This window comes from Anoxybacillus sp. ST4, assembly GCF_019448545.1.
GTDB lineage: Bacteria > Bacillota > Bacilli > Bacillales > Anoxybacillaceae > Anoxybacillus > Anoxybacillus pushchinoensis.
The window spans coordinates 1-9,254 of record NZ_JAHZOE010000049.1; the positions used below are offsets into that span (position 1 = coordinate 1).

Annotated in this window: 7 protein-coding genes and 1 pseudogene; 5 read left to right on the plus strand and 3 right to left on the minus strand. The window is 41.8% G+C overall.

From position 1 onward, the window contains the following. Positions 1-401: 401 nt before the first annotated feature. Positions 402-3,893, plus strand: coding sequence for an S-layer homology domain-containing protein (locus K1I44_RS15445; RefSeq protein ID WP_255573463.1), 3,492 nt, complete (start codon positions 402-404; stop codon positions 3,891-3,893). A gap of 227 nt (positions 3,894-4,120) precedes the next feature. Here K1I44_RS15445 and K1I44_RS14745 read toward each other — a convergent pair. Both K1I44_RS14745 and K1I44_RS14750 read right to left on the minus strand, forming a co-directional pair. After that, positions 4,121-4,738: pseudogene (locus K1I44_RS14745) on the minus strand (IS3 family transposase); the annotation flags it as partial. Positions 4,739-4,743: 5 nt separating this feature from the next. After that, positions 4,744-5,052, minus strand: coding sequence for a transposase (locus tag K1I44_RS14750; protein WP_255573464.1), 309 nt, complete (start codon positions 5,050-5,052; stop codon positions 4,744-4,746). Between the two features lie 421 nt (positions 5,053-5,473). Between K1I44_RS14750 and K1I44_RS14755 the strand changes: the two genes are divergently transcribed. Further along, on the plus strand, positions 5,474-5,581 hold the full coding sequence (locus tag K1I44_RS14755) for a putative holin-like toxin (protein WP_019418134.1): 108 nt from the start codon (positions 5,474-5,476) through the stop codon (positions 5,579-5,581). A 324-nt stretch (positions 5,582-5,905) separates the two neighbouring features. Here the strand turns inward: K1I44_RS14755 and K1I44_RS14760 are convergent, their stop codons facing one another. After that, positions 5,906-7,216 carry an ISLre2 family transposase gene (locus K1I44_RS14760; RefSeq protein ID WP_219986604.1) on the minus strand — a complete coding sequence of 437 codons (1,311 nt, stop codon included), beginning with the start codon at positions 7,214-7,216 and terminating at the stop codon, positions 5,906-5,908. A gap of 320 nt (positions 7,217-7,536) precedes the next feature. On the opposite strand from K1I44_RS14760, the gene K1I44_RS14765 reads away from it, so the two are divergent. From K1I44_RS14765 to K1I44_RS14775, 3 genes are read left to right on the plus strand one after another with little or no spacing between them, the layout of a single operon-like run. Continuing rightward, entirely contained in the window at positions 7,537-8,109 is a 573-nt protein-coding gene (locus K1I44_RS14765) for a transposase (RefSeq protein WP_219986603.1), read from the plus strand. A 17-nt stretch (positions 8,110-8,126) separates the two neighbouring features. Next, positions 8,127-8,453: a magnesium chelatase subunit ChlI family protein gene (locus K1I44_RS14770; protein ID WP_255573465.1), complete on the plus strand. Its 327-nt coding sequence runs from the start codon at positions 8,127-8,129 to the stop codon at positions 8,451-8,453. Positions 8,454-8,512: 59 nt separating this feature from the next. Then, positions 8,513-9,088 carry a hypothetical protein gene (locus K1I44_RS14775; RefSeq protein ID WP_219986605.1) on the plus strand — a complete coding sequence of 192 codons (576 nt, stop codon included), beginning with the start codon at positions 8,513-8,515 and terminating at the stop codon, positions 9,086-9,088. Positions 9,089-9,254: the final 166 nt, after the last annotated feature.

The window sequence follows — 9,254 nt, forward strand, 5'->3', positions numbered from 1 at the left end:
TCAACTGTAAATACAGCTTGTTGTACCGTCAACATGTGATTCACCTCCTTGTCTATCAATATTCACATCATAGACAGGAAAAGCAAAAAATATTCAGCTCACTTTATGATGTGGCTGAATAGTTACAAATTTTTTGTCAAAAAGTTACGCAATGAGGTATTGAAAAAAGTCGAACATTCGGTAAAATGGTGAATAGGTGGAAGGCTGCATATGAAAAAGTTTTGTTATTCCAACAAAGAAAAACTATTGAAAAAATGGTTGACTTTCATCATGGAAAAAATTATAATGTAGTTTGTAGTCGTTCACTCGCTAAGTTTAAGAGTTTCATAGAGAGAACATACATATCTCTTAAATTTAGCTAAAACAAATAGAAAGAGAAACAAAAAGGAGGAAATAAGTCGATGGCTTACCAACCAAAGTCTTATCGCAAATTTTTAGCTGGTACAGTCTCTGCGGCAGTTGTTGCTTCAGCGATCGCACCAGTCGCAAGCGCTTCTTTCACAGACGTAGCAGGAAGCGTGCATGCAGATGACATCGCAACATTAGTTGCAAAAGGGTACATTAAAGGGTACAGCGATGGCACATTCAAGCCAGACAAATCATTAACACGCGGTGAAGCTGCGATCATCTTCTCGCGCATTTTAAAAGATGCAGGCGTTACTGCAAAAGGTGCAGGCTTCCCAGACGTTCCAGCGAGCAAAGCAGAATTAGCTGAAGCTGTAGCGATCGTGCAAGCTGCTGGCATCATGACTGGGGACGAAAAAGGCAACTTCAATCCGAACGCAAACATCACTCGCGAACAAATGGCGAAAGTTGTTGTTGAAGCGTTCAAATTAACAAAACCAGCAAACTACACAACGAAAGTAACTGACCTTGACAAAGCTGCTCCATGGGCTCGCGAGTACATCCAAGTGTTAGAAGCAAACGGTGTAACGAAAAACACAGAGTTCATGCCAAAACGAAACGTTACGCGCGGTCAATTCGCTTCATTCGTCGTTCGTGCGATGGATGCGCAAGAACCAGTGACTGTAGAGGCGGAAGTTGCAACAGTCAGCGCCATCAACAACACAACATTTGAATTGAACGTAACATTCAAATCCGAAGTAACTGAAGCATTGTTAAAAGGAACAAAATTAACGCTTACAGGTCCTGTTACTGTAACAGCTACATTCTCTAAACTTGACGGACAAACAGCTGTTTACAAAGTGGACAACGTTGGTGCGTTACAACCAGGAAACGGTTCTGCTGACGGAACATATAAAGTCACTTCAACATCTGTGAAAGTTCCGGATGGTACAGTTACGACGTACGGAGAAGTGTTGACAGGAAATCAAATCAAGGGGTTTGTAAATGTACTGAGAGCAGGAAAGGTAGAACCGGTTAAAAATGCAACAGTGGAAGTAAACGGCCGTACAGTGAAAACGGATGATTATGGATTCTACTCTGTCACAGCAAACTCCGGTGAACGTGTAGTTAAAGTAACTGCTCCTGGTTATTTTTCTAAGACAGTTGATGTGAAAGTAAGCCGGAACTATGTAACAGCTAGCAATGTGACGTTAAATCCTTATAACCAAGGTTTGCTCCAAATCCAGGGCGTTGCGATGAACGATGAAAAATCTACTCCTATTGATAAAGCAACAGTGGAGTTGTATGAAAAACAGAACGGCTCATATGTAAAAGTGGCGGCTGTGAAGACTGGCCCAGATGGTAAGTTCATGTTTGCTAACAAGGATGTTGCTGTTTCTTCTGGCTCGGGTGTACACAAGTTCTCGGTTAACGAACTCGATATTGCTAGCGAGTATAAAATTGTGATTACAAAAGGCTTGTCAAGCAACAACTTCACAGATGTTTATCATCAAAAAGAAGTTGAGTTTAAACTTGCTCAAGATCAAGCGGATACAAACCTTAAAAACGTTCGTGTGACACCTGTTAAAGAGTTAAATAAAGCGACATTCGATTTAACATGGAGTCCAAAAGCTATTCAAGCCATTGGTGAGGCTCAGAATTACAAAGTTCAAGTGGACTTGCTAGATAAAGATGGGAAAACAGTTTTAGTGTCCAATGTGAATCTTGGTGATTTACGTTCTGCTGACGACAATCGTGTGATGGTTCAACCGTACGATATGGTTGGTGCTGGCACTTTCTTTAAAGAGGGTGGAAATTCAGTTAAACCACGTATTCCTTCAGGTACGTATTTCTTGCGTGTGAAGGATTTCAAAGGTTCTAACCAAGTAAACGCAACGACAGTTATTCCGTTAACAGTAACTGAGGGACAAGATGCAGCGGCAGCTAAAACAGAGATTAAAGAAGCCAAAACGTATAACTTGCAATCATTAATTGGAAATGTAAAATATGAGGAAGCTTTACCTGAAAATAATCAAAATGTCAAAGTTCTTGACAAAGATGGTCAACGTACTACTGATGACGTAACAGTAAAATATACGGTTACACAAAAAGTTGCTGGTGTGGATGTTGAGGTTGGTCTAACAGAGTCAAGCTCATTTGTATACAGTGGAGAAAATAAAACAATCACTGGAACTTCTGAAATAAAATATTTAATTGAGGGAGTTGAGTATACGGCAACACCACACAAGGAATTCATTCGTGGCAATGCTACGACGTTCACGGCAGGTGGTGCATTGTCGACGGGTACAGCTACTTATTCATCGGCAGCCAAAATCACTGACCTAACTATCGACCAAGGACAACAAACTGATATTGCTAATGGTTCTAAACTTGTTGTCAATAGTATTCAGCTTATTGATAAGTCAGGAAATGTTGTCGCGCAAACGAATAAGTATACTGTTACGGTCAGTTACAACAATAGTGGAAAGGCTAATTTACTGGACTCAGATGAGGCCGTTAGACTCTCTGGAATTGCTCCTGGTGAGTACAAGGTACGTATCAACATAGCAGGATATAAGCCGATAGAGGTACCTGCAACAGCTAAGAAAGTTTTAGATTTCCAAAGAGCTGAGATCGTTGTAGATAAGAAGTTAGAAAAAATACCAGCCACTTCACTATCCGGATACATTCGTTATGCGGACAACAATGCCAATGTTGCTGATGCTGATAATGCAACAGTAGATGCAACAGTTGTTGTAGTAAATGAAGATGGTAAGGTAGTAGCAGGTTATGATTTTGGTAAGACTGTAAATGAGTCAGTTTATAAAATTGTTGATGGTAAGAATGGTACCCTTTCCGCAGGTCGTTACACTGTGATTGTTCGTGGTCCTGGTTTTGAAACTATTGAAAAAACGATTACAGTTGAGGAAGGAAAGGAAAATATTTTTAACTTTGAAGTAGAACGTGGAGGAAAAGGAAAAGTAAAACTTGCCATCAGGGATGAAAACAATAATGGTTACACAGGTAGTGCAAATGGTATTAAGTTAACTGACTCCAAGTATGCTGATTATGCGGGAGATTCGCTAAATCTAACATATATCGGAGTCTATGGCGGTACTCTAGCTCAAGATAAGATAGAATTTTCTTCTATTGAGGCTCTGTCAAGAGGAACATACACTTTGAAAATCACTGAGACATCTGTTACTTATGCATACACGTCTACAATTACACTAGTTGACAAAAATGACACGTTCTACGGACTAGTGAGTTTGAAAAATATTGTAGGTGGAAAAACAATCCCATTAACGGTGAACTTCAGTGGGGATGACGGTTCCGTTGACTATGTGGTTGTTAAGAAGGGTGATACAGTTGTTGTCGTTGGTCACGAGACAACGCAACAAAATAGCGTTACTGTTCGTGTAGGGGCGAACGATGAGTATACTGTCGAAGTTTACTCAAACGGTAAGTTTGTTGGTTCTAACAAGGTAACGGTTCAAGATTTTGCGAAGTCAGTGACTGTTGCGCTTGATCAGGCTACTCGTGACTAATTGGGGACGGTGCCTGTGCACTGCGATCCGAAAAGTAGACAGTATAAATTCAGTTAACGTGAAGGAATCAGAGTGATAAAACTCTGGTTCCTTTCCTTTTCTCGTCTTTTTCCTAGTGTCTCAGAACTCCCTGAAACTGTCAAGGAGAGCACTTGACAGCCCCACGGAGTTCTGAGGAGAGGTTGGTAAGACGAGAAGGAGGAAATATAGCCCACTGGTGCTCGTTTTTAACTAGCCTTTGCATATTGAGTCGGTGTCTGATAACGAAGATCTGAATGAAGGATTAAAGAGTCCTTGATGTGTCTGATTTCTAATGCATACAATAGGGAATCTTCCACAAGTTGAACATCGTGTGTTGATGAAATCTGATGCCCGATAATTTCATTGTTGTGTAAATCCATAACGGCAGAAACAAATAGCTTTTTATCTTCCACGGCAATTTCCGTGACATCTGTGACCCATTCTTCATTCAAACGTGTCGTGGAAAAGTTTCTTTTTAATAGATTTTCATAAATATATCCAGCGGAAGTTGCTTTTTTCACTTTGGCGGGTTGTTTTCGTTTCATGCGAGATTGACATTTTAATCCTAATTCTCTCATTAGTCGACGTACCACTTTTTCACTTACAGGTAGTTGATATTGATTGTTTAATACTGCGTGAATTTTTCGATATCCATATCTCCCTTTGTGTTCATGGAAAATCAAAGAGATATATTCTTTTAATTGTTGGTTTTTCTTAGATTCTTTTTTCTTCTTCCCCTTTGTTTTCAAGTATTTATAGTAACCAGATTTTGAAATCTGTAGTTTTTCACATATTTTAACAACTGGATATTTTGTTTTGAGCTCGTCTACTACTTTGAACTTCGCTGTCTTCCCTCCCTTTCCAGAATTTGCAGATACTTTTTTAAAATTTCATTCTCCATCTCTAGTTCTCGTATGATGAAATCCTTGTCCATTTCAGGATGATTTCTAACTTTTCGTTTTAGTCCTACTTCCCCATACATTTCATACTGACCTATCCATTTATAAATATAGTCAGGATCTGTAATCTCAAGATGATGTGCAATGACTTTTACACTCTCCCCCGCCGAGGCTCTTTGAACGGCTTCCAGCTTCAATTCTGAAGAATAGCTTTTGTAAGTTCTTTGTTTTTTCGACATGTTCATCGGCTCCTTCCTGTCTTCTGTATGGACATCTTTTTCCCGATTTATACATGTCTACTTTTAAAGGCTCACTCCACTGTCACGCCCCGAATTTATCGTCCGGTTGAAGGACAACCGATAAGAATGGAAATAATTGCGATAGGCCCTCATGATAGAGAAAAGGCATATCGAATGGCTGCGGAACGTTTACAAAAATTCTTCAGGGATAGGGTGCCAGTCACCTGTCGAAGATTGATAGAGACAGAGAGTCATATGGCTCTCTGTTTCTTTTTCTGCATTTTTGTTGATGTGCTGTGACATTTTTTGTGGCAGTTGTTGTTGAAATTGCGAGAGTGATAGAAAAATGTTACAATCTCCGTAGCAACTACATAAGCAGGGTGGGCGGTTGACCACTTCCCTGATGAAGGGAGGTGGGAGTGTGACGACGTATGAAGCATTGAGTCTTATTGCGCAATTCAGCTTAGTGTTCATCGGAATGCTAACATTGACTGTCACCATCGTCGTCTATATAAACAAAAAGAAATAACCGTCCCCCCTCGACCAAAGGTGTGAAACGGTTATTTCTTTTTATCTGTTACACATCTAAAGGTCAGCCGCTCTTCTTGCGGCATGTAGTTGCCCGCTGAGTGTTCACCGCACTCAGCTTTTTTTATTTTATGAAATATCTGCTTATATTATACAAATGATATAGCTGGTTTGACAAGTGGGATGAGTGTCACGTTTGAGTCAAGACTTTGTGGGAGATTTTTTTCTCGACCGATTTTTTTGGTTATATATGGTTTTATAAAATCGTTATATGTAAGCGCTTTTACTTACTCTCATCCTGTAGGTATGTGCGTTTTCTCTCGTTTTAAAAACCTTTCAATGCTTGCAATGCCTCGTAAATCGGTGTCCCTGAAGATTGGCGAAGGTATGGGATGTTATCTCGTACCACTTCTGTCATTTGCGTTTGCACGCGCTTCAGTGCCTTTTTCACGATCGTTTCTCGTTTCGTTTCTTCTCGTTCTTCCACGCCATACATCACTCCATCGCGTGTCCGAATGAGTAACGTATCTTTTATCGCGACGATCGCTCGCAACATCGCTTCAATCCCTGCATCCCTCCAACTTCGACCGTTTTTACTTCGTTTCGCAAACACATGCATCGTTCCTTCCGCACTCCCCATCGCCCTCATGTTTGTCGTGTCAATCCCTTTTTCCTTCAACCATACGCGATAGTCACGCAAACATCCTGGCATCTCCTCGATTCGACGAACAAGCGCCTCAAGTTGCTTTTCCTTCTCCTCATGTTCTAGCGTACCGATGGCACTTGTGAGTTCTCGTAACACGCCTTCTTCATCCCATGATGCCAATTTCTTTCGAATCACTCGATATCTCGCATGACCTCGGAACAACTGACGAATCTCTCTTGCCACATGGAACCGATCAAGCTGAAAGTACCCTCTGTCCCCGAAATATTCTCGACACGCTGTAATCCATGGGGCACCATCTCCATTGATGACCACCCAATCCTCAAGTGGATCATAGCCATATTCCTTCATCAGAAAATTCTCTACAGCCTCCCAAATCGGTTCATTCGTTTGATGAACCATATACCGTCGATTCACTAAGGATACGCGCTTCCCGTTTTTCTCCCATCCTTGATGAATCGTGATGATCTTTTCTTCTTTCCCTTTAATGCGGCTTCGTTGACGTTTCACGTACAACCCATCCGCTTCGATAAAAAACACGCGCCCTTTTTTCTCCATCGCACGGTGCCCTTCTACCTCTGCCTCGATGATGGACTGGCGAATCGTTTCGTGACTCATACATGCATACCCCACCAGCTTTTCAAGCGACTGCGCAGCCTGTCGATACGAAGAACCCGTCACGGCGAGATGAATCGCTGTCTCCTCTAATAGCGGACTCACTCCATGCGCCCCATCGAACTGAAGAAAGACATCGAGTAAAGACGTATACACCTTTTTTTCACGGTCAAAGTAGTAGTTTCGCTTCACTTCCACCTCTCCAAATAGCGTTTGGAGTCGGATCGTCCGCTTATCTTTGAGCGCATATCGTTTCTTGTCCCGCTGTTCTGCCAATGTGCGGTCGATCTCCTCCAACACCTGTTGAAGGAGATGACCATATTGTTTTTGCATATGTCTAAATAAAGACTGTTCGATCTCTTTTCATGTCAAGCCGTTTGTGATATAATCCTGCATGGGCTCCACTCCTTTCTTTGGTTGTATTTTTTTCGCACTTACTACCTTACCAGGAGGAGAGCCCGTTTTTCATCTATTTTGCTTACATATCTGACAGGTTCCTTATTATACCAAATCAGGAACCTGTCTTTTTTTCTCCCACAAACATTTTACTCATACGAGTGTCACCCGTCGAGAGAGTAGTTTTACGTGCAGAGTATCAAAAAATTTTCTTGCAATGCAGGATTTTGTTTGTTTTTGTCGAAGGGATATGGCGAGAAAGTTCGTGTGAGGTGAGGTGTGTGGGACGAGCGAGGCGGATATGGGTGCCGCATTTGTTTTATCATATCGTTTGTCGTGGGAATCGGCGTGATCCGTTGTTTAAAGAAGTGAATGATTTTCGTGCGTTTTTGCATATCCTCGAACAGCTTCATGAAAAAATTCCGTTTGAAATTGCTTCATATTGTTTTATGACAAATCATTTTCATCTTCAACTTCGTTCCCAACATGAGTCTATTTCTAAAGTGATGGCGCTTATGAATAAGCGGTATGCCAACTATTACAATACGCGTTGCGGGTTAACCGGTCATGTGTTTGAAAAGCGCTACTTCAGTAAAATGATTGACGATGACGTCGGGATGTTGGAGGTGAGTCGTTATATTCATCTTAATCCTGTCGAGGCTCGCATTGTGCATCTTCCTGAGCATTATCGTTGGAGCAGTTTCCGTTTTTATCACCAGCCTTCCTCTTTGCCTTCATTTATGAACATTGATGTGCTTCTTCATTATTTTCCTGGAACGATGGTAGAAAAGAAGAAAAAATACGTGCAGTTCGTCAAAGCCGACATCGTGCCGAACTGTATTGAGGAGGAATAACATGAAAGTTTGTAGCATTGGCTTGCGAGGGATGGAAGGGTATCGCGCGCAAGACAGTACGAACGATATGGGAAGAGGTAACGAACGGACGTGTGCCAGTCGATGTGCTGTTTGCGACAAGTCGGCTGACAAAAAGGCAACAGCAACTGCTTCAGCATTGGTCGTCTACATACGACTGGAGCAACCGCGTGCAAACAAAAATCATTCGCCTCGCTCGCACGATCGCCGATCTAGCAGGAACGTATGACATCACAGATGAAGCACTATGGAAGGCGCTGACGTTTCGACGGATGAACGAAGGACGGAAAGAAAGGAATGTGGAGGGAACGATGCCCGCCACCTAAACAATAATTGTGCTATAATAGATGATAGGGAGGTGAAAGCGGTGAATGATCTGAAAGAAATGTTGCGGTCGGTTTTGCAGGAGGAGTTTAAGCCGATTCATGAACGTCTTGATCGTCTTGAAGGAACGGTCGCACAGCTTCAAGAAGGTCAAAAAGCGCTACAACGAGATGTCACCGAATTGCAAGAAGGCCAAAAGGCGTTGCAACGGGATGTAGCGGCATTGCAGGAAGGTCAAAAAGCATTGCAACAAGATGTGTCAAAATTACAACAAGATGTCGCAGAATTGCAAGAGGGCCAAAAGGCGTTGCAACGAGATGTCACCGAATTGCAAGAAGGTCAAAAGGCGTTGCAGCAAGATGTTACTCACCTTCAAAAGGGACAGCAAAAGTTGGAAACAGACATGGACCATATGAAACAATCGCTCGGAAATATGGAAAAGACCCAGCAGCAAATTCTCGAGGAGCTCCGCATATCGAAAAACAATCAAACGCTTATGCTAAACGATTTGACAAACATCAAAAAGTCGGTTGATGTGACCGTTTCATATTTGCAACGTCGATCTGACGTAATGTTTGATAAAGTGATCGAACACGAGAAAGAAATTTTAAACTTAAAATCGCGCTTACCGAACTAACTCCCCTATGGGAGCTATTTTTTTTTGCTCTATGTTTACTATATACATCCAAATTGACATTTTAACCTCTGATTCACGCAGCACACCCGATGCGGCGTAACACCTCATCTGGGTGCTGTAAGACGTGCTGTTCAAAACGAGTGATCGATTGGGCAATATCGTTCTG